Source organism: Micromonospora violae (genome assembly GCF_004217135.1).
GTDB classification, from domain to species: domain Bacteria; phylum Actinomycetota; class Actinomycetes; order Mycobacteriales; family Micromonosporaceae; genus Micromonospora; species Micromonospora violae.
Genome location: NZ_SHKK01000001.1, coordinates 5,728,510 through 5,746,624 on the forward strand (window position 1 = coordinate 5,728,510; position 18,115 = coordinate 5,746,624).

At 71.0% G+C, this 18,115-nt stretch carries 19 protein-coding genes and 1 tRNA gene; 7 read left to right on the plus strand and 13 right to left on the minus strand.

Annotation, left to right across the window (positions count from 1 at the left end; all coding sequences use genetic code 11):
- The first annotated feature begins 6 nt into the window (after nucleotides 1–6).
- Nucleotides 7–1,047, plus strand: a complete 1,041-nt coding sequence (locus EV382_RS25735; RefSeq protein WP_130405971.1) for a C40 family peptidase — start codon at nucleotides 7–9, stop codon at nucleotides 1,045–1,047.
- Nucleotides 1,048–1,136: 89 nt separating this feature from the next.
- Here EV382_RS25735 and dcd read toward each other — a convergent pair whose 3' ends face one another.
- On the minus strand, nucleotides 1,137–1,715 hold the full coding sequence (gene dcd, locus EV382_RS25740) for a dCTP deaminase (protein ID WP_089018323.1): 579 nt from the start codon (nucleotides 1,713–1,715) through the stop codon (nucleotides 1,137–1,139).
- 99 nt (nucleotides 1,716–1,814) lie between these two features.
- Here dcd and EV382_RS25745 point away from each other — a divergent pair, with 99 nt between their 5' ends.
- Nucleotides 1,815–2,372, plus strand: coding sequence for a pyridoxamine 5'-phosphate oxidase family protein (locus EV382_RS25745; protein ID WP_130405973.1), 558 nt, complete (start codon nucleotides 1,815–1,817; stop codon nucleotides 2,370–2,372).
- Nucleotides 2,373–2,555: 183 nt separating this feature from the next.
- Nucleotides 2,556–2,629, plus strand: a tRNA-Gly gene (locus tag EV382_RS25750).
- A 108-nt stretch (nucleotides 2,630–2,737) separates the two neighbouring features.
- Here EV382_RS25750 and EV382_RS25755 read toward each other — a convergent pair.
- Nucleotides 2,738–3,676: an LD-carboxypeptidase gene (locus EV382_RS25755; protein WP_244236815.1), complete on the minus strand. Its 939-nt coding sequence runs from the start codon at nucleotides 3,674–3,676 to the stop codon at nucleotides 2,738–2,740.
- Between the two features lie 274 nt (nucleotides 3,677–3,950).
- On the opposite strand from EV382_RS25755, the gene EV382_RS25760 reads away from it, so the two are divergent.
- Nucleotides 3,951–7,088: an ATP-binding protein gene (locus EV382_RS25760; RefSeq protein ID WP_130405977.1), complete on the plus strand. Its 3,138-nt coding sequence runs from the start codon at nucleotides 3,951–3,953 to the stop codon at nucleotides 7,086–7,088.
- Here the strand turns inward: EV382_RS25760 and EV382_RS25765 are convergent.
- The 8 genes from EV382_RS25765 to EV382_RS25800 all read right to left on the minus strand — a co-directional run bounded on the left by EV382_RS25765 (nucleotide 7,072) and on the right by EV382_RS25800 (nucleotide 12,947).
- Nucleotides 7,072–7,821 carry an ABC transporter permease gene (locus EV382_RS25765; protein WP_130405979.1) on the minus strand — a complete coding sequence of 250 codons (750 nt, stop codon included), beginning with the start codon at nucleotides 7,819–7,821 and terminating at the stop codon, nucleotides 7,072–7,074. The two genes, EV382_RS25760 and EV382_RS25765, sit on opposite strands and share 17 nt — an antisense overlap.
- Nucleotides 7,818–8,762 (minus strand): ATP-binding cassette domain-containing protein, encoded by a 945-nt coding sequence (locus tag EV382_RS25770; RefSeq protein WP_130405981.1) that lies wholly within the window; start codon nucleotides 8,760–8,762, stop codon nucleotides 7,818–7,820. The genes EV382_RS25765 and EV382_RS25770 overlap by 4 nt, the downstream gene beginning before the upstream one ends.
- A gap of 98 nt (nucleotides 8,763–8,860) precedes the next feature.
- Nucleotides 8,861–10,243 (minus strand): WD40 repeat domain-containing protein, encoded by a 1,383-nt coding sequence (locus tag EV382_RS25775; RefSeq protein ID WP_130405983.1) that lies wholly within the window; start codon nucleotides 10,241–10,243, stop codon nucleotides 8,861–8,863.
- Nucleotides 10,240–10,743, minus strand: coding sequence for a SigE family RNA polymerase sigma factor (locus EV382_RS25780; RefSeq protein ID WP_130405985.1), 504 nt, complete (start codon nucleotides 10,741–10,743; stop codon nucleotides 10,240–10,242). The genes EV382_RS25775 and EV382_RS25780 overlap by 4 nt, the downstream gene beginning before the upstream one ends.
- A gap of 87 nt (nucleotides 10,744–10,830) precedes the next feature.
- Complete coding sequence (locus EV382_RS25785) at nucleotides 10,831–11,475, minus strand: dihydrofolate reductase family protein (protein WP_130405987.1); 645 nt, start codon at nucleotides 11,473–11,475, stop codon at nucleotides 10,831–10,833.
- A 33-nt stretch (nucleotides 11,476–11,508) separates the two neighbouring features.
- Nucleotides 11,509–12,213, minus strand: coding sequence for a dihydrofolate reductase family protein (locus EV382_RS25790; RefSeq protein ID WP_130405989.1), 705 nt, complete (start codon nucleotides 12,211–12,213; stop codon nucleotides 11,509–11,511).
- Nucleotides 12,214–12,289: 76 nt separating this feature from the next.
- A complete protein-coding gene (locus EV382_RS25795) occupies nucleotides 12,290–12,718 on the minus strand; it encodes a hypothetical protein (RefSeq protein ID WP_130405991.1) in 429 nt (142 codons plus the stop codon).
- A 34-nt stretch (nucleotides 12,719–12,752) separates the two neighbouring features.
- Nucleotides 12,753–12,947 carry a hypothetical protein gene (locus EV382_RS25800; protein ID WP_130405994.1) on the minus strand — a complete coding sequence of 65 codons (195 nt, stop codon included), beginning with the start codon at nucleotides 12,945–12,947 and terminating at the stop codon, nucleotides 12,753–12,755.
- 59 nt (nucleotides 12,948–13,006) lie between these two features.
- Between EV382_RS25800 and EV382_RS25805 the strand changes: the two genes are divergently transcribed.
- Nucleotides 13,007–13,888 (plus strand): LLM class flavin-dependent oxidoreductase, encoded by an 882-nt coding sequence (locus EV382_RS25805; protein WP_130405996.1) that lies wholly within the window; start codon nucleotides 13,007–13,009, stop codon nucleotides 13,886–13,888.
- A gap of 62 nt (nucleotides 13,889–13,950) precedes the next feature.
- Here the strand turns inward: EV382_RS25805 and EV382_RS25810 are convergent, their stop codons facing one another.
- From EV382_RS25810 to EV382_RS25820, 3 genes are read right to left on the minus strand one after another with little or no spacing between them, the layout of a single operon-like run.
- A complete protein-coding gene (locus tag EV382_RS25810) occupies nucleotides 13,951–14,382 on the minus strand; it encodes an ASCH domain-containing protein (protein WP_130405998.1) in 432 nt (143 codons plus the stop codon).
- 57 nt (nucleotides 14,383–14,439) lie between these two features.
- Nucleotides 14,440–15,486, minus strand: coding sequence for a questin oxidase family protein (locus EV382_RS25815; RefSeq protein ID WP_130406000.1), 1,047 nt, complete (start codon nucleotides 15,484–15,486; stop codon nucleotides 14,440–14,442).
- A gap of 33 nt (nucleotides 15,487–15,519) precedes the next feature.
- Complete coding sequence (locus EV382_RS25820) at nucleotides 15,520–16,071, minus strand: phosphoribosyltransferase family protein (RefSeq protein ID WP_130406002.1); 552 nt, start codon at nucleotides 16,069–16,071, stop codon at nucleotides 15,520–15,522.
- Nucleotides 16,072–16,258: 187 nt separating this feature from the next.
- On the opposite strand from EV382_RS25820, the gene EV382_RS25825 reads away from it, so the two are divergent.
- Nucleotides 16,259–16,885: a septal ring lytic transglycosylase RlpA family protein gene (locus EV382_RS25825; protein ID WP_208758499.1), complete on the plus strand. Its 627-nt coding sequence runs from the start codon at nucleotides 16,259–16,261 to the stop codon at nucleotides 16,883–16,885.
- 104 nt (nucleotides 16,886–16,989) lie between these two features.
- Nucleotides 16,990–18,114: a PP2C family protein-serine/threonine phosphatase gene (locus EV382_RS25830; RefSeq protein WP_130406006.1), complete on the plus strand. Its 1,125-nt coding sequence runs from the start codon at nucleotides 16,990–16,992 to the stop codon at nucleotides 18,112–18,114.
- Nucleotide 18,115 lies beyond the last annotated feature (1 nt).

An 18,115-nucleotide genomic window follows, 5' to 3' on the forward strand; every position in this document is an offset into this window, starting at 1 on the left:
ACCCCGGTGGCACTCCATGCCCCGCGGCCGTCGTCCGAGCGGCCGGCATCAGCCGGCCCGTCGTCGATCGCGCCGCGCCCACGCTGGTCCCGCTTCACCACCGCTCTCGCCGCGCTGGCCGGCGTCGCCGTCGTCCTGACCGGCAGTGCCACGGCGGCCCACGCCGACCCGTCGGTCGCCGAGATCGAACGCCAGATCGACGCCGACTGGAACAAGCTCGAACCGATCATCGAACGGCACAACGCCACCCGCACCGACCTCGCCGCGAAGCGCAAGCAGGCCGACGCGCTGGCCGCCCGGATCGCTCCGCTGGAGCGCCAGGTCGACGCCGCGATGGACAAGGTCGGTGCCCTGGCCGCCCGCGCCTACATGGGTGAGAACGTCTCGACCGTCAACGCCGTGCTGGGCAGTCGGTCGCCCAGCGAGGTGGTCGGCCAGCTCGAAATGCTCGACCGCTTCGCGCACAACCAGCAGAAGGACGTACGCCAGGTGGCCGACCTGCGCGACCAGCTGGCCGCGCAGAAGGCGCCGTTGGACGAGATGGTGACCCAGCTGGCCCGTACCGAAGCTCAGTTGGCGGCGAAGAAGAAGCAGATCAACGAGGAGATCGACCGCCTGCAGAAGCTGCGCCTCAAGGTGTACGGCAACGGCGGCGGCGGTCCGCTGCGCCCGGCACCCTGCCCGGGTAGCTACCCCGGCGGCGCCGCAGGCACCGCGGTCAAGTTCGCCTGCGCGCAGATCGGCAAGCCCTACGTCTGGGGTGCCGAGGGCCCGAACTCGTACGACTGCTCCGGGCTGATGCTGGCCGCCTGGGCGAAGGCCGGCGTGTCCCTGCCGCACAACGCCGCCGCGCAGAGCCGGGTCACGAAGAACGTCAGCAGGGGCGACCTACGCCCCGGCGACCTGGTCTTCTACTACAGCGACATCCACCACGTCGGCATGTACGTCGGCGGCGGCTGGGTGGTGCACGCCTCGCAGGCCGGGCAGCCGGTCAAGATGAAGAAGGTCGACGACGGCCCGATCCACAGCTACGGCCGTCCAGGCTGACCCCGGATGACCGGAGGGCCCGTCGCGATCCGTCGCGGCGGGCCCTCGTCGTTCTGGTGTGTCAGCGGGTGGGCCTCAGCGGGTGGGCCTCAGCGCGTTGGCCAGGTGCGCCAGTGCTGCCAGGCGCGGCTGGGGGTCGGCCCCCGCTGACCCTGGTAGCGCGAGCCGTAGACCACCGAGCCGTACGGGTGCTCGGCCGGCGAGGAGAGCCGGAAAATGCAGAGCTGCCCGATCTTCATGCCCGGCCACAGGGTGATCGGAAGGTTCGCCACGTTCGAGAGCTCCAGCGTCACGTGGCCGGAGAAGCCCGGGTCGATGAAGCCGGCGGTGGAGTGGGTGAGCAGCCCGAGCCGACCCAGGGAGCTCTTGCCCTCCAGGCGGCCGGCGAGCTGGTCACCCAGCGAGATGACCTCCAGTGTCGAGGCGAGCACGAACTCCCCCGGGTGCAGCACGAACGGCTCGCCGTCGGGGACCTCGACCACCGACGTCAGGTCGTCCTGCTGCATGGCGGGATCGATGTGGGTGTAGAGGTGGTTGTTGAAGACCCGGAACAGCCGGTCGAGTCGGACGTCGATGCTGGACGGTTGAACCAGGGTGGGCTCGAACGGCTCCAGGCCCAGCGTGCCGGCCTTGATCTCGGAGACCAGGTCGCGGTCGGAGAGCAGCATCGGACCACCATAGCCGCGTTGCCAAAAGTCGCCAGATTCGGTGCCGGTGACCAGCGCGTCGAGGTCGCTGGTCGTACATTTGTTCGATAGAATGCCCACATGGCTTCCTGGTCCGAATTCGCCGCCGACGAGCCCCGACTCGCCGACGGGATCCGCGTTCTCCTCCAGCAGTACGGGCCGGGCTTTGGCTACCTGGCCACGGTCCGTGCCGACGGCGGGCCCCGCGTCCATCCGGTCTCCCCGGTCATCACCGCCGAGGGGCTGTTCTGCTTCATCATCGACTCTCCCAAGCGCCGCGACCTCGAACGTGACGGCCGTTACGCGCTGCACTCGTTCCCCCCGGAGGAGAGCGACGACGAGGCGTACGTGGCGGGGCGCGCCCGTCCGGTGACCGATCCGGTCCGGGTGGCACAGTTGGCGCAGAGCGCCCGGGCCGAGCCGCAGGCCGACTGGCGGCTCTTCGAGTTCACCGTCGACGTGGCGATGCTCACCCGCCGTGAGCAGCAGATCACGGGCATTCCGGGCCGCGCGCCGGGTCGACCGGCCGTTCGGGTCTGGCTCGACCCCCACGCCCCGTCGGCGTCCGCCGCCCCACTCGCCGTCCCGCAGGCGCGCCCGACCCGCCTCAGCCGCGACGTCCAGTGCACAGCCGCCTGACCACGCCATGATCCACTCGGTTTCCGTGAAGTCGGGGTGTCCCAGCGCTCCGGACACCCCGACTTTCAGAAAGTCGAGTGGACCAACCCGGGCCGCCCCGGGTCGTGCGGTATGTGGACACCTCCAGCCGGCAGGGGTACCTGGGTGCACGGGCACGACGACTCGGGTACAGTGGTGCCGCTTGCGGGTGTAGTTCAATGGCAGAACATCAGCTTCCCAAGCTGACAGTGCGGGTTCGATTCCCGTCACCCGCTCCACCGCGAAGGCCCTGGCCAGGACGACAGTCCCGAGCCGGGGCCTTCGACGTTGCGGCGGCCTGCATCCCCGGACGGAGACAGCGCTCGCACCTGCGAGCGCTGCGGCCCCTATCGGTAGTCGGCGTAGATCCGACGCTCCACGCCATCGACGGTGACCGGGCCGCCGTGGGGAAGGATCCACTGCGGTCTGGTGTGGCCGAACGGGACGCCGACGCAGACGACGGCTTCCGGGTTGTAGCGGGTCACCACGTCGACGACGGTGTCCCGCTGCTGCTCGCGTAGCCGTGCCCGATCAGCAGCCGGGGGGCGACGGGTGTGGTCGGAGACCGGCGGACGGGCGACCAGGACCGCGTCGACGGCGCTGAGCAGGCCGCGTTCGCCCAGTGCGCGGACGATCCAGCCGACCTCGCGGGCGGGGAGGAGCTTCTCCGACGTTTCGATGATCAGCACCCCGCCGTGCAGTACCTCCGGGGGGAACGGGAAGCGCCCTGCCGTCAGGACCCACTGAATGACCTCCAGGCAGCCGCCCCAACTGGGGCCGGTAACGGTGCGGGAGGGCCCGTGCCAGCTCCACGGCTCGGTTGGTTCGCGCTCTCCGAAGGACTTCAACGCCTGCGGGTCTGCCCAGTCGATCCCGACGTCCTCGGACTCACCCGGATCGGTGATCTCCAGTCGTTCCCCGGTGAGCAGTGCGGCCCGCAGCGACCGGACGTGAACGTCGTCCACGGCCGGCCCGGGGCCGAGGTGCACCTGGGAGGATCCGCCGTAGAAGCTGGCGATGCCGTGGCCCCAGAGCCAGTGGTGCAGGTTGGTGTTGTCGCTGGTGCCGAGGAACGGCTTCGGGTCGGCTCGGGCCAGGTCGGCGTCCAGGTGGGGGATGACAGTGATCTGGTCCTCGCCCCCGACGACGGCGAGGATGCCGCGTACCTGGGGGTCTGCGAAGGCGGCGTTGATGTCCGCCGCACGCGCTGCCGCGCTCGCACCCACCTGGCGGGTGGTGGGGTATTCGACCGGAACGAGGCCGGTCAGGTCGGCGAGGCGTCGCATGGCCTGCTCGTGAATCGCTGGATAGGCACCAGCCGCAGCGAAGGACGGCGAAAGGACCGCGAGGTGGTCACCGGGTTGCGCCTTCCGGGGACGAACAAGCTCATGCACCATGTCGAGATCCAACAGGTCTGCCAGCCGGTGCGCATCTCATTTGTGACAGGTTCCAGGAGAACCACGGCGGCGTCGACCAAGCGGAACGACTCGGCGGCTGGCTGGCTGTGGTGCAGGTACGGGCAACACAAATGCGTCTCATCTTCATGGCAAGATCTGCCAGGTGCAGGTCGGGTTACTCGGTCCATTCGAAGTTCGCACGGGCGACGGAACCCTCACCGACGTACCGGGCGCTCGCCTGCGCGGGCTGTTGACAGTCCTCGCGCTCAACCCGGGGCACGTGGTCCCGAAGGCGACTCTCGTGGACTGGATCTGGGCTGAGAACCCACCCACCGATGCGGCGAACGCCCTGCACCGCCTGGTGTCCCGGCTGCGGAAGCTGCTGCCGGAAGGCGCGATCGAGGGGCAGACCGACGGCTACCAGTTGACGGTGGTGCCCGATTCCGTCGACGCCGTACGGTTCGAGCGCCTCGTCGGTCAGGCGCGCGATGACGAGGGTCCGCAGCGGGTCCGACGGCTCCGCGAGGCCCTCTCCCTGTGGCGGGGTGCGGCCATGCAGGACGTCGGCGTGACCGACAGCGCGGCGTTCGAGGCGGTGGTCACCCGGCTGGAGAGGCTGCGCCTGACCGCCGTGGAGGATCGCTTCGACGTGGAGATCAGCCTCGGTCACGGTCCGGAGGTGGTCGAGGAGCTGACCGACCTGGTGGCCGCGCACCCGGTGCGGGAACGACTCGTCATGTTGTTGATGCGTGCGCTCGCCGCAGGCGGTCGGGACAACGAGGCCCTGCTGGTTTATCAACGCACCAGCGAGGCTCTGGCCGACACGTTGGGCGTCGATCCCTCGCCGGAGCTTTCGGCGTTGCACGTCGCGTTGCTGCGGGGCGAGTTGGGGCGGCGGGAGGAGAACCGCAAGACCAACCTCCGGGCCGAGTTGAGCAGTTTCGTCGGCAAGGACGACGCCGTCGCCGAGGTGGGTGCGCTCGTCGCCCAACACCGGCTCACGACACTGATCGGACCGGGCGGCTCGGGGAAGACCCGGCTGGCCACGGAGACCGCGCGACAGATGCTCGGCGACCTGCCGGACGGGGTCTGGCTGGTCGAGCTCGCCGCGATCGGCGCTGGCGGTGACGTGGTGCAGGCGACGCTCGCCGGGCTCGGGCTCCGGGATGCTCTGCTCGGCGAGGCGCCGAGCATGGAGCTGATCGACCGGCTCGTCGCCGCGATCCGAGAGCGGGAGGCGCTGCTGATCCTGGACAACTGCGAGCACGTGATCGAGTCGGCGGCGGTGGTCGCCCATCGGCTTCTCGGGGAGTGTCGGCGGCTGCGGATCCTGGCGACGAGCAGGGAGCCGCTGGGCATCACCGGTGAGGCGCTGTGGCCGGTCGCGCCGCTGGCCCTGCCGGCCCTCGGCGCCGACCCCGCTGAGATCGAATCGTCCCCCGCGGTCCGGTTGCTGCGGGACCGGGCGGGTGCGGTGCGTAGGGATCTGGCGGTCGACGCCCACACGTCGTCGACGATGGCGCGGGTGTGTCGGGCGCTGGACGGGATGCCCCTGGCGATCGAACTGGCCGCGGCCCGGTTGCGCACCATGTCCGTCGACCAGCTCGCCAGGCGGCTGGATGACCGCTTCCGCCTGTTGACCGGCGGCAGCCGTACCGCGTTGCCCCGGCATCGGACGCTGCGCGCCGTCGTCGACTGGAGTTGGGAGCTGCTGACCGACGCCGAACGGACGGTCCTGCGTCGGCTCTCGGTTTTCTCCGGCGGGGTCAGTCTGGAAGCTGCCGAACGGGTCTGCGCCGACGACGTGGTCGAGCGGGAGGAGATGCTCGAACTGCTCACCGCGCTCGCCGAGAAGTCACTGCTGGTCGCCGAGGGCGACGACGCCCCGCGCTACCGGATGCTCGGCACGATCAAGGAGTACGCCGCGCAGCGGCTCGCCGAGGCGGGCGAGTCGGATCTCGCGCGCCACGCGCACCTGGCCTACTTCACCGATCTCACCGAGACGGCGGAGCCGCACCTTCGCCGCGCCGACCAGGTGAGGTGGCTCGCCACCCTCGCACTCGAACACGACAACATCGGTGCCGCGATGCGCGGCGCGCTCACCGCCGGCGAGGCGGACGCCGCGATGCGGTTGGCTGCGTGCGCTGGCTGGTACTGGTGGCTCGGCGGTCACCGGACTGAGGGCATGGAGCTGATCACGGCGGCCACCGAGGTGCCCGGCGAGGTGAACGACGAGGTCCGGGCCACTGTGTACGCACTCGTCGTGCTCTTCCTCAACTCCGGGCCGGGCGACGAGCGCCAGGCGGCGGAGTGGATCCACAAGGCATACGAGGTCAGCCGGCGCAGTCGCGGCAGCCACCCGGGTGTGGCGCTCGTCGTACCGCTGGAACGCATGCTGCGGGATCCGGCCGCGATCCTGGCCGCGTGGGAGCCGCTGCTCGACGACCAGGATCCCTGGGTACGCGCGCTGGCGCGGCTGCAACTCGGGAAGATGCGGACCCTTCTCGGCCAGCACGGGCCGGAGGTGGATGCGTATCTCGAGTCGGCGCTCGCCGAGTTCCGGGCCCTCGGTGAGCGGTTCGGGATCTCGTTCGCCCTGGGTGAGTTGTCGGAGTTGATCGCCGTACGCGGCGAGTTCGCCCGTGCCTGCGCGTACTACGACGAGGCGATCGCGGTGGTGACCGAGGTCGGCACCGTCGAGGACATCATCCGGATGCTCTCGCGGCAGGCTCAGCTGTACTGGTTGTTGGGCGACGAGGAGTCCAGCGCTTCCGCGCTGGCCGAGGCGCGGCGGTACGCGAGTCGGGTCACCTGGCCGGGTGCGTTGGCCGTCCTGGCGCTGTCGCAGGCGGAACTCGCCCGCTGGCGTGGCGACGCGGAGGAGGTGGCCCGGCAGATCGGTGTCGCGGCCGGCCTGTTGCGCGACGAGGCCGAAGAGGCGCACATCGTCGCGGTGACGCACGACCTCCTCGGGTATCTCGCCGATGATCTCGACGAGGCCCGTCGGCACCGCTCCTCGGCGTGTGCGGCGGCGGCCGAGACGGGGCACGCGCCGACGATCGCGCAGGTGCTCGTCGGGGTCGCGGACCTCGCCCTACGCTGTGACCAGTTCGATCAGGCCGCGCGGCTGCTCGCGGCGAGCACCGCCGTCCGCGGACGGCCGGATCGTTCGCACCCGGACGTGGACCGGATCGAGCAGACAGTGCGGCGCCGCCTCGGCGATGGGAAATTCGCAGAGGCGGCGCTGGAGGGCACTGGGAAGAACTGGAGGGAGTTGGTCGCGGTCACGCTCGCTTCGTGAACGTGGACCGTGCCCACAGGTAGCCGACGAGCGCGATGGCGACGCACCAGACGAGAGCGGGGATCACGTCGCCGGCGGACGGCGTGCCGTTCAGGAACCCGCGCAGGGTCTCGATGATCGGCGTGAAGGGCTGGTATTCAGCGAACTCCCGGAGCCCCGGCCCCATCTTGTCCGCCGGCACGATCGCGCTGCTGAAGAACGGCAGCATGACCAGCGGTACGGAGGCCAGCCCGGCGGTCTCCGGCGACTTCGCCGACAGGCCCAGCGCGACGGTGAGCCAGCCTGCGGCGAAGCCGAGCAGCACGATGATGCCGATCGCGCCGAGCCAGCCGAAGAGGGTCGCCGACGGGCTGAATCCGAGCAGGAACGCCACCCCGACGAGGGCTGCGATGGCGACCAGGTTGGTCAGCACGCTGGCGACGACGTGACCGGTCAGCACCGCACCGCGGGAGACGTGCATGACTTTGAAGCGGTTGATGATGCCCTTCGTCATGTCGGAGTTCACCGCCGTTGCGGTGGCCCCCAGCCCGTAGCAGACGGCCAGCAGCATCAGGCCGGGAGTCGCGTAGTCGATGTAGTCGACACCGACGCTGAAGGCGTCGCCGAACATGTACACGAACATCAACATGATCACGATCGGCATCAGCACCGCGTTGAACACCGAGGTCGGGTTGCGGGCGATGTGCTTGAAGTTGCGGCGCAGCATGACGATCGAGTGGGACTTGGCGCTCATTTCGCGGAAACCTCCTGGGTGCGGGTGCCCGTCAGGGCAAGGAAGACGTCGTCGAGGTCCGGCGTCTGCACGGAGAACCCTTCGGCGCTGATCGCGTACTCGTCGAGCCGGTCCAGCAGGGCCCGCAGCGAGGCCGTGCCGCCGTCGCTCGGCACCCGCAGGGCGAGTGCCTCGTCGTCTCGCGTGGAGTCGGTGAGCACCCGGGCGGCCGCATCGAGTTCGGCGACGGTGGTGAACCGGAGCCGGACGTGGGTGCCGGGGATCTGGCGCTTGAGCTCTTCGGGAGTGCCCTGGGCGACCAGACGCCCCTGGTCGAGTACGGCGATCCGGTCGGCGAGCTGATCGGCCTCTTCGAGGTACTGCGTGGTGAGGAAGATCGTCACCCCGTCGGCAACCAGGTCACGGATGATCGACCACATCGTGCGGCGGCTGCGCGGGTCCAGCCCCGTCGTCGGCTCGTCGAGGAAGATGATCCGCGGGTCGCCGACGAGGGTCATCGCCAGATCCAGCTTGCGGCGCATCCCCCCGGAGTAGGTCGACACCGGCTTCTGTGCCGACGCCACCAGATCGAACCGCTCCAGCAGTTCCGTGACGACCCGCTTGCCGTCCCTGGCCGGTACTGGGCTGAGATCCACCATCAGCTGGAGGTTCTCCCGACCGGTCAGCAACTCGTCCACCGCTGCGAACTGGCCGGTGACTCCGATCGCCGCGCGGACGGCCTTGGCCTGGGTGGCGGCGTCATGTCCGGCGACGCGTACCGATCCACCGTCGGCCTTCACCAACGTGGTCAGCACGTTCACCGTGGTCGTCTTGCCGGCCCCGTTCGGGCCGAGTAGGGAGAAGATCGTGCCCGTCCGGACATCCAGGTCGATGCCATCGAGCACGACCTTGTCCTTGTATGCCTTTCGCAGACCGGAGACTGCAATCGCTGAACTCGTCATGCGGTCCACCATCGGCGGCCGGCCTGTCACCCCACTGCCATGGCCCTGACACGGCCACTGACACCGGGTTCAACCCCGTCAGGCCCCCCTCGGCAGTGTCAGCGCCTCCGCTTGACGCGCCTGTCGTCGAGGCAGAGCGCCAGCCTGTCGCGACCGAGGAAGACGGCGATGCCAGCGATCACGAGGGTGATCAGAACCCCCCAGCCCCAGAATCGACCACCGACCCCGCCGGGCGGGTACGCGTCGCGGGTCCGACCAGCGCTGATCACGGTGTCGGCGACGTCGACGGCGAGGATCTGTTCCGGGGCGGTCAGCAGGGTTCGGGGTGCGGTGGCGTGGGGTGTCAGCGCCAACACCCGTACGCTGCGCACGTTGGGGTAGGCGGTGCGTTGGTCCAGCTCCAGCGGCTGGTCGAACCGGTCCGGGCTGAGGGGTTCGGGCTGGTAGGCGACCACCAGCGCGGACCCGTCCGGGCCCCAGCCGAGCAGCCGGATGGCGGTCACGCCGGTGACGCCGGGCACCGGCAGCGGTGCGGTGTCCCGGCCGGTGGCGCTGTCGACCCGGCGCAGACTCCAGTCGGTGCTGCCGGCCTTCCGGCTGATCAGCGTCAGCGCTCCGTCCGTCGTCCACGCCCCCTTGCCGGCCAACCAGCTCTCGTCGGGCAGTTCGAAGGTGGACACCGTCCGGCCGTCCGGGTCGACGACCGTCACGGTCCGACCGATCTGGTACGCGAGACGTCCACCTCCGGGGGCGAAGGCCACCGACGAGCCGAAGATCGGCTGTTGAGCGGCGTCAGCCAGCTGGGTCCAGCGTTCGCCGTCGAGCGTGACGATGCTCAGCACCCGCCGGTAGCCGCTGCGCGTCGGGTCGGTCGGCACGGTGTCGTCGACCACCAGTTGCCTGCCGTCCGGGGACCAGGCCCTGGGGCTCGTCCCCACGCTGTCGGTGACCTTGCTGTGCAGTCGCCGGGTACGACCGGTGACGAGGTCGATGACGTCGACCCGACCGTTGTCGGAGAGGCCGGCGGGCCGGGCCACGTACCGGCCGTCCGGCGAGAGGATCACCTGCTCGCCGACGGGTGCCTCGTAACCCATCGAGAAGATCCGGTAGCGGTCGGAGTTGGCGCTGACCACGCCGACGATGCCGTCCTCGTCCCAGCCTTGAAGGCGTGGCGCCTGACCGCTGAAGATGACCGACGCGGGCCCGAGCCGGGGTCGGTCGGTGGCGTGCAACGTCCCGAGCGGCGGCAGCGCGATCCGGTCGGGCAGCGCGGCGTCCGCGCCGGCCGCCGGATCCACGGCAGGTGTACGCGTCAGCGGGAGCACAGCCCCGGTCAGCGCGACGAGCACGAGCGCCACGACGGCGGCGACAACGGCCCGGCGGCGGGAACGGCGGGCCGTGGTGAGCGCTCGTTCGTAGACCGGGTAGGTGGGAACGTCGGCCACGGCGGCGTGCAACGTCTCGCGGAGTCGGGCGGTCACCGCTGGCTCCTCTCCACCGTCGGGTCGACCAGGTCGAGGGTGGTGGCACGCAGCCGACGGATGGCGTCGTGGCCGTGCCGCTTGACGGTGCCCACCGAGCAGCCCAGCACCTCGGCCGCCTGGGCCTCGGTCAGGTCCTCGTAGAACCGCAGAACGATCACGGCGCGCTGACGAGGGGTGAGCCCGCGCAGCGCGTCCATGAGGCTCAGCCGCAGCACGGTCGCCTCGGAGTGGTCGTCACCGGGCCGTTCGGTGGGCTGTGCCTCCGGGCGCTCAGTCAGCCGGCGGCGCCGCCACCAGGAGACCTGCTGGTGGTACATCGCCCGCCGCACGTACGCCTCGGGGTCGCCGTCGCGGATCCGCCGCCAGTGCCGGTAGGTGCGGGCGAGGGCGCTCTGCAACAGATCCTCGGCGAGCTGGTGGTCGCCGGTGAGCAGGTAGGCCGTCCGGGACAGCGCCGGCGTGCGGTGCACCACGAATTCGTGGAACGTCTCGGTCATCCCCACCCCCTCGACAGGTAGAACGCCACCCGGCACGGCAATGGTTGAGGTCGGGCCCTCCCAACGGAAACTCTCGGTGCAGGATGGTCATCGTCGCCAGAACAGCAGATGGGTGATCCCGCTGGTGCTGGGCACCGACTCGAGGTGGAAGCGGTCGAGCAGCTCGTCGGGGCTGTCCCACAAGCGCTCACCTCGTTCGAGGTCGACGGGCGCGACAGCGAAGTGCATCGTGTCGACCAGATCGGCGTCGAGGAACTCGCGGATCGTCGCCACCCCACCCCCGAGGCGTACGTCCCGACCGGCGGCTGCCTGCTTCGCCTGGGCCAGTGCCTCGGCCGGGCTGGCGTTGAGGAAGTGGAACGTGGTGTCGGCCAGGGTGAACGACGGACGTTCGTGGTGGGTGAGCACGAAGACCGGCGTGTGGAACGGTGGGTTGTCCCCCCACCACCCCTGCCACTCATGGTCCTCCCAGGGGCCACGCTGGGGGCCGAACTTGTTGCGACCCATGATCTCCGCGCCGATGTTGCACTCGGCGTCGCGGGTCAGGTAGTCGTCCAGACCGCGGCTGCCGCCCGGCTCGGTGCGGTACACGAAGCTGGCGGTGGCGGCACGCCAGGAGAACAGCGGGGTGGGGTCGGCGTGGCCGAAGGGCCGTTCCAGGCTCTGCCCCTCGCCGGTGCCGAACCCGTCGCGCGAGACGTTGAAGCACTGCACCCGCAGTAGTTGCGGCATGATCTCTTCTTCCTTCCGTCGATGGGTCGGGGTTCAGTTCGCGATGACCGTCGGGCCGCCGCCGCGGCCCCGGTCGTCGAGCACGAGCGGGGCGCGACCGCGCACCGCGTACCGGATGTGGGTCACCTGTGGGGTGGCCAGCACGCGGGTCGGCGTCAGCTCGATCCCCTCCCGGTCGCCCAGGTCGAGGTCCGCGTCGAAGAGCCGCAGGCCGGTGCCGAGCACCACCGGTACGACGTGCAGCTCCAGTTCGTCGAGCAGACCGGCCTTGAGTACCTGCCGCACCAGGCTGCCGCCTCCGGCCACGGCGACGTTCTTGCCCCCGGCCACGGCGCGCGCCTGCTCGACGGCGCTGGCCACGCCATCGGTGACGTAGGTGAAGCTGGTGCCCCCTTCTCTCAGCAGCGGCTGGCGGGGTCGGTGGGTGACGACGAAGACCGGTGCGCGGAACGGCGGCTCCGCACCCCAGGGAATCTCACCGCCGTCGGCCATCCGGCGTCCCATCACGTACGCGCCGGCCGCCCCGAACGACTCGGCGATCACCTCGGAGTTGGTGTCCTGCTCCCCGCCGGCGAAGCCCTGCCGTTCACGCCAGGCGGCCGCTTCGGTCGCCCAGCGGGTGATGCGGAAGAACTTCGCGCTCTCCGTCGAGTTCATCCAGTCGCCGTTGCCGTCGAACTGTGGGCCGGCGTAGAAGCCGTCCATCGACACCGACAGCTGTGCGGTCACCTTCGTCATCGGGCTTGGTCCTCTCCTCGGGCGACACCCCGTCTGGGTGCCGCTCCCCGAGGAGTCGGAGCCGAATGCGATGTCCCTACCGTGCTGCGGTGTGACGCGCGTCACCTGTCGGCTTGGCGAGGTACCACGTCCCGGCGCGTTCCGGGTCGCGTGACCACCGCATCCGGGGCTTCTCCTCCGGGCGGGGCCGCCAGTCCCGGTAGGGCGCGAGGGCCACCCGCCAGGCGATCACCGCGAAGATGTAGAGGCCCGGCCCGACCAGCCACAGCAGGGCGTCGCGTCGCCGGTAGGAGGCGTACGGCGCGAGCCACGCGGTCGCCGCCATCGGCACCGCGACCGTGCTGAGGTCGGCCGCCGGCCCGGGGCCGAACCGGGTCTCGATCAGCTCGCGGAGGACGATCGACGGGGCCATCACCCCGACCACCAACGCCACCGTGCGGAGCATGCGGACCCGGCGCGTCCGGCGATCCGGGGATACGCGGGCAGCAGCTGCTTCGGTGGACATGCCCGGAGGGTACGGGCTGGCGGCAGCGGTGGACCTACGACGTTCGGTCGTCGATCGCCGCTTCGATCCGGAGGCCGAGGCCGGTCAGGATGAGGAACGCGGCCAGGATCTGCGGTCTGAGCCCTATGCCGTCGGCCGAGATGCTGAAGAGCGAGGTCATGAAACCCGCCACCAGGGACAGGGTGCCGAACGCTCGTACCGTGTCGGTCCGTCGAGGCCGTGTGTCCACGATGAAACGGTAGCCAACGTCGGGCGGTTCCGGGGTCCCGCCCGACTAGGCTGACGATCATGCGGATTGGCATCGTGATCCTGCCGGACCAGCGGTGGTCGGAGGCGCAGCGTCGCTGGCGGCAGGTCGACGAGTGGGGCTTCGACCATGCCTGGACGTACGACCACCTGGGTTGGCGGGACCTGGTCGACGGCCCGTGGTTCGACTCGATGGCCACGTTGACCGTCGCCGCCACGGTGACCTCGCGAATTCGGTTGGGCACCCTGGTGGCGTCGCCGAACTTCCGGCACCCGGCCGCGTTCGCCCGGCAGATCACCACGGTGGACGACGTCTCGGCCGGTCGGCTGCTGCTCGGCCTGGGCGCGGGCGGCATCGGCTTCGACTCGGCGGTGCTGGGCGGTGAGACGCTGCCCCCGCGGCAGCGGGTCGACCGGTTCGCTGAGTTCACCGAACTGCTGGACCTGATCCTGCGGGAGGACGGCACCACCTGGCGGGGTGACTGGTTCTCCGCCGTGGACGCCCGCAACAACCCCGGCTGCGTGCAGCAGCCCCGGGTGCCGTTCGTGGTGGCGGCCAACGGGCCCCGGTCGATGCGGTTGGTGGCCCGCTTCGGGCAGGGGTGGGTGACCACCGGCACCGGGGACGACACCGACCTGTCGGGTTGGTGGGCCAGCGTGGCGGCGTTGTCTCTGCGGATGGACCGCACCCTCGACGAGGCGGGCCGCGATCCGGCCAGCCTGGACCGTTACCTCTCGCTGGACGCGGCACCGGTCTTCTCGTTGAGCAGCGCCGATTTCTTCGCCGATCAGGTGGGCCGGGCAATCGAGTTGGGCTTCACCGACGTGGTGACGCACTGGCCGCGCGCCAGCAGTTGGTACGCCGGTGACGAGGCCGTCCTGGTGGACGTGGCGACGCGGCTGCTGCCACAACTGCGCGGCTGACGCCGCCCCACCCGCCGCAGCCGCGCCGCGTCCGCCGCACCTACCCGGCTCGGGCTGCCGGGTCAGGTGCCGAGGTCGCCGCTGGCCACACCGCCCTCGCCGCCGGAGACCAGCCGGAAGCGGAGGCAGACGATGGGGGTGTCGTCGTCGACCGGGGTGCCGAGCCTCGCCCAGTAGGCCGAGTGCCCGGCCCGCCACTCCTCGATCGAGCGGTCGCCCTCGCCCTCGGCGCGGGCGAAGTCCCAGGGCACGTCGGCGAAGCGGACCACCTCGACTCCGGCGATCTCCACGACGCCGGCCAGTGCGTTGTTGTCGTCGACCAGGGCCAGGCGTTCGCCGACGTGCTCCAGCTCCTCGCCCTCTTCCGCGTACTCGGCGAGCCGGCCGGCCGTCGCGGTCTTCACGCCGGCCAGCACCAGGGTGTTGAGGGTTGCCCGCAGCTCGCCGGGGGTGCCGAGGGCGAGGGCGCGCAGTTCACCGATCCGTGGCCACATCCTGCCGAGGCTAGGCCAGTGCGACCCGGACCGCCGTCGCAATACGCGTCTCCCCGCTCAGATCAGCTGGCCGGCGTAGCCGGGTGCGGTGAGGAGTCGGTCGTCACCACTGGCCGCGTGCACGTCGAGGATCGCGTCGGCAAGCTTCACCACGTGCTCGTCGCCGTGCCGGGCCGCGCGGGCGAAGACCTCGGCCGGCGTCGCGGGGGCCACGGTCGGTGGCGCGATGCCGTCGATCGGGGCGTACACGGAGGTCATGGCGGCCGTCGCGGCCCAGGCCGCGGCGAGGCTCGGCGCCCACAGATCCTGGTCCAGTGCCGGCAGGGTACGCAGCACGGCGGTCGGCGCGGTGACCGCGTGCACCAGCATGACCGGCGCGGCGTGCCCGAAGCGCAGGTAGTCCAGGCTGGCGCGGTGCACCAGCGTGGCGAGCCCGCGCTCCGTCTCGGCCGGGCTGCGCGCGGGGCGCAGCGTCGCGAGTGCCGGCTCCCACCGGGGTACGCCGGGAAGCCGGCCCAACCGATCCCGGACGCCCCCGGTCTGGTCGTCGATCCGGGGCAGCCCGGCCAGCGCGGCCGCCACGTCGATGTCGTCGGTGCCCGGCCGGTGCGTCTCCGCGGCGAACAGTTGGTCGGTGCCGGGGATCGGCTGCCAGCGGGCCGCCCAGTAGCCGAGGGCCTGACCCAGCTCGGTGAGCCGCTGCCGGTTCTCGCTGTCCCGGTCGAGCGCGCGGACGGCGTGCCCGACCCTGATCACACCGTGTGTGGCGCCAGCGGCGATGCCCGGCAGCAGCCGGGGCCACCAGGTGCCGAGCACCTGGCGCCACGGATGTTCGCGCAGTTGCCGGTCGAAGTAGGTCAGCCAGTCACCGGCGCGCTTCGGATCACCCAGCGCTGACCGCCAGTCGTCGATCGGGTGCAGACCGCGGGGCACCTCGTCGAGGCGGTCGAGGTACTCGTCGAGCCAGCGGTGCACCCGGTGCGGGTGCCCGTGTCGGACCAACGCTTCGACGGCCATCGGTCCGTGGTTGGAGAGCCAGCCCTGATATTCCGGTCCGGTGCGGTGCAGCCGCTCGTACGCCTCTTCGAGGATCCCGTCGCTCATTCGCCGATCGTCGGTGTTGAACCTTGCTTCAGGTCAAGTCGGCAGATCCGCCGCGTCGATCAGGCCGGTGATCCGTAGGTCGGTGGCGACGTCGGGCGGGCAGTCCACGGCCACCACGGCGGTGCCCAGCACCTCGGCGCCCCGCGCGGCGCAGATGTCGTAGAGGGCGTGTAGCTGCGCGCCGGTACGCACCCAGTCGTCGACCACCAGCACCCGGTCGTCGGGGCCGAGGTGCCGGTCGCGTACGGCGAGGTCGACCCGTCGGCCCCGGTAGTCGGGTGGGCTCTGCGCCCAGGTCAGCGGCCCGGCCGGCAGTCGCCCGTCGCCGGGTTTGTGGGCGGCCACGAAGCCGACCCCGAGGGCGGTGGCGGCCAACGGCCCGAGCAGCAGCCCGGTGACGGCGGGCGCGAGCACCACCGTGGGCCGGGCGGCCCGGTACGGCGCCACCAGGGCCGGCCCCAGTTCGGCCAGCACCGTCGGGTCCCGCCACCAACCGGAGATGTCGCTGACCAGGTGACTGGTGCCCGGGCCGGGGTCGATCCACTGGAACAGGGCGGCCAGGCGTTCGGTCAGCTCAGCGGGCATCTGCTCATCCTGGGGCACGGGCGGTGGGCGTGGCGGCACCCGGGCCAGCTGGCCCACCCGGGGTCGTATGATCGGCTACACGTACCTGGGCAAATACGGGCATACCACAATGATCAGGTTGACGTCCGAAGTACTTCTCTCGTTACGGTCCGACCCGGTTTGTTCAGACGACGAAAGGACCGGGCCGGTGGCAGGCAGGCACTCCCGTACCCGCATCTTCTCCTCCCCGGCGGGCATCGTGGCCACCGCGGCGGTCGGCGTCGCCCTCGCCGTCGGGGGCACTGTCGGTGCCGTGCAGCTGACCTCCGGCTCCGACCAGTCGGGGCAGACGGCTCTCGAACTCACCCCGACCACCGCCGCGAGCAGCCTCACCCCCAGCTCACCGAGCGTCAGCGCCTCGCCCAGCGCGACCGCCAGCCCGTCGGCGACCCGGTCGCAGCAGGCCGCCTCCCGGGGCCGGGACCGGACCGCGTCGCCCAAGCCGAAACCGAAGCCGACCATCAAGAAGACCACGGCCTCGGTGAAGGTGCTGGAGAGCGGCTCGTGCGGCGCCTCGTTCTACTCTGACGGGCAGCTCACCGCGAACGGCGAGTCGTTCAACCCCAACGCGCTGACCGCCGCGCACAAGACGCTGCCGTTCAACACCAAGGTTCGGGTGACCAACCCGGCCAACGGCAAGTCGGTGACGGTGCGGATCAACGACCGCGGCCCGTTCATCGACGGCCGCTGCCTGGACCTCTCCCGGGCCGCCTTCGCCACCATCGCCTCGGTCGACGTGGGCGCGCTCACCGTCCGCTACGAGGTCCTCGGCTGACCGGGACTGGCGACGTCGATTCGGCCGGCCGACTGGGCCGGCCGGACAGAACCTGCTCGGACGACGGGTCAGGTTCATTCACGGGTTCACCCGGATCAGGCAAACTGTCCCTCGTACCCACGCGACTCCTCCAGTCGGGCCGTCGCCCGCTGAGCCCCGGATCCCGCGCCGGCCTCGGCGCGGCCCTCGTTCTGCTCGCGATCGTGTCGGCGATGGAGGCGGCTGACGGCCGCAAGGTGCACTACGTCGCGCTCCTGGCGGCCGCGCCGGTTCTCGCCGCCGCCCTGGCGTCGTGGCTGGTGGTCCTGGGGGTGGGTGTCGCGGCGACAGTGATCGGCGTCGGCTTCGCGCTGATCGCGCCGAAGGTCTCGCTGGCCACCTCGGTCAACGTTGTCGCGGTCGTGCTCGTCACCGGGTTGGCGGTGGCGGTGGCGTGGGTTCGGCAGCGGCAGGCCGAGCGGATCGTCGAGCTGACCAAGCTCGCCGCGGTGGCCCAGCAGGCGGTGTTGCGCCCGCTCGGGCCGCAGGTGGGCACCCTCTCGGTCGCGGGACGCTACATCTCGTCGACCGCGACGGCCGAGATCGGTGGCGACCTGTACGAGGCGATCGACACGCCCTACGGCGTACGGATGATCATCGGTGACGTGCGGGGCAAGGGCCTGGACGCGGTTCGGTTGGCCAGCATCGTGCTCGGTTCCTACCGGCACGTGGCGTACGAGCGGTCCGACCTGCGGGCCGTCGTCGCCGACCTGGACCGCGCGGTGGCGCGCAACGTCGGCGACGAGGACTTCGTCACCGCGGCGTTGGTCGAGGAGCGCGGCGGCACCCTCACGATCGTCAACTGCGGGCATCCGCCGCCGCTGCTGCTGCGCCGGGGCGCGGTGATCCCGCTGGAACCGCCGGCTCCGGCACCTCCGCTGGGGTTCATGCCGGTGGTCCGTCCCCGGGTCGAACGCCTGGAGCCCGGGGATCGGCTGCTGCTGTTCACGGACGGCCTCGGCGAGGCGCGGCGCGACGGCGAGTTCTTCCCCACCGCCGACCGGGCCTGGCGACTGCTCGGCCACGGCACGGTCGCCGACGGGCTGGCGTCGCTGGAGACCGCCCTGGTCGAGTGGGTCCATGGTCGGCTCGATGACGACATCGCGCTGGTCCTCATGGAGTATGTCGGTGCGCGTACCGGCGCGGCCGTGGCCGTCCCGAGCTGGGAGGTCGGGGCCGCCGACGGCTGAG

Bases quoted from the DNA above. Each gene is read 5' to 3' on its own strand.
- dcd (WP_089018323.1), bottom strand. From the start codon at position 1,715: ATGCTGCTCTCCGACCGCGACCTGGTCTCCGAGATCAAGGCCGGCACG.
- EV382_RS25745 (WP_130405973.1), top strand. From the start codon at position 1,815: ATGGCTTCCTGGTCCGAATTCGCCGCCGACGAGCCCCGACTCGCCGAC.
- EV382_RS25755 (WP_244236815.1), bottom strand. From the start codon at position 3,676: ATGCGACGCCTCGCCGACCTGACCGGCCTCGTTCCGGTCGAATACCCC.
- EV382_RS25765 (WP_130405979.1), bottom strand. From the start codon at position 7,821: ATGAGCGCCAAGTCCCACTCGATCGTCATGCTGCGCCGCAACTTCAAG.
- EV382_RS25770 (WP_130405981.1), bottom strand. From the start codon at position 8,762: ATGACGAGTTCAGCGATTGCAGTCTCCGGTCTGCGAAAGGCATACAAG.
- EV382_RS25780 (WP_130405985.1), bottom strand. From the start codon at position 10,743: ATGACCGAGACGTTCCACGAATTCGTGGTGCACCGCACGCCGGCGCTG.
- EV382_RS25785 (WP_130405987.1), bottom strand. From the start codon at position 11,475: ATGCCGCAACTACTGCGGGTGCAGTGCTTCAACGTCTCGCGCGACGGG.
- EV382_RS25790 (WP_130405989.1), bottom strand. From the start codon at position 12,213: ATGACGAAGGTGACCGCACAGCTGTCGGTGTCGATGGACGGCTTCTAC.
- EV382_RS25795 (WP_130405991.1), bottom strand. From the start codon at position 12,718: ATGTCCACCGAAGCAGCTGCTGCCCGCGTATCCCCGGATCGCCGGACG.
- EV382_RS25805 (WP_130405996.1), top strand. From the start codon at position 13,007: ATGCGGATTGGCATCGTGATCCTGCCGGACCAGCGGTGGTCGGAGGCG.
- EV382_RS25810 (WP_130405998.1), bottom strand. From the start codon at position 14,382: ATGTGGCCACGGATCGGTGAACTGCGCGCCCTCGCCCTCGGCACCCCC.
- EV382_RS25815 (WP_130406000.1), bottom strand. From the start codon at position 15,486: ATGAGCGACGGGATCCTCGAAGAGGCGTACGAGCGGCTGCACCGCACC.
- EV382_RS25820 (WP_130406002.1), bottom strand. From the start codon at position 16,071: ATGCCCGCTGAGCTGACCGAACGCCTGGCCGCCCTGTTCCAGTGGATC.